This window comes from Bacillus sp. LR--39, assembly GCF_053613335.1.
Window position 1 is genome coordinate 1 of record NZ_JBSIOT010001154.1, and the last position, 614, is coordinate 614.

General features: G+C 44.3%; 1 protein-coding gene and 1 pseudogene. One reads left to right on the top strand and one right to left on the bottom strand.

The genetic code is table 11. The features are described 5' to 3' along the window. Window positions 1–106 (bottom strand): annotated as a pseudogene (locus ACWHAR_RS29095) (hypothetical protein); the annotation flags it as partial. A 155-nt stretch (window positions 107–261) separates the two neighbouring features. On the opposite strand from ACWHAR_RS29095, the gene ACWHAR_RS29100 reads away from it, so the two are divergent. Beyond that, window positions 262–614, top strand: a 353-nt coding sequence (locus ACWHAR_RS29100; RefSeq protein WP_452088698.1) for a TIGR04086 family membrane protein, incomplete at its 3' end; no start/stop codon positions are given.

Here is a 614-nt window from a genome sequence, read left to right on the forward strand (position 1 = left end):
GTATGCTCAGCTCGCCTATTTCCCTCTTCCCCATCAAGCGAAACAAAATAAAGATGATGAAATACAAAACGATCGTCCGAAACGTAAGAGCTAAGATTTCATCCATTACGGCCCGCCTCCTTCCGCCTATCATGATCATAAACATAGCCTTTGTTAATTTGAGTCTTTTATGTATAAAAGGTCGGGGGAGCTAGTCTATTTGCGAAACATGCAGAATACATTTAAAAAGACGAGCCCGTCTATTTTGAAAGGAGGATCGTGATGAACGAACCAAAACAAGTCGGCAAAGGGATTTTATACAGCTTGGTGGTCATTTTCGCTTTGATGTTTGCAGGAAGCCTGCTTATTTCGCTGCTCCTTACCTTCACATCATTAACCGAAAGTTCATTCAGCTGGTTGATTACCGCCATATCTTTTATTACCTTGTTCATCGGCGGTTTTATTGCGGGAGGAAAATCGAAGGAAAAGGGGTGGCTGAGCGGAGGGTTGACAGCGCTTTGCTTCTCCCTTACGGTGCTTTTGTTTCAATATCTCGGCTTTGGAGAGGCCTTCAATTTGAAGCAGCTCCTCTATCATTCCGGCTTTTTGGGAGTCAGCATGCTGGGCGGGGTTTT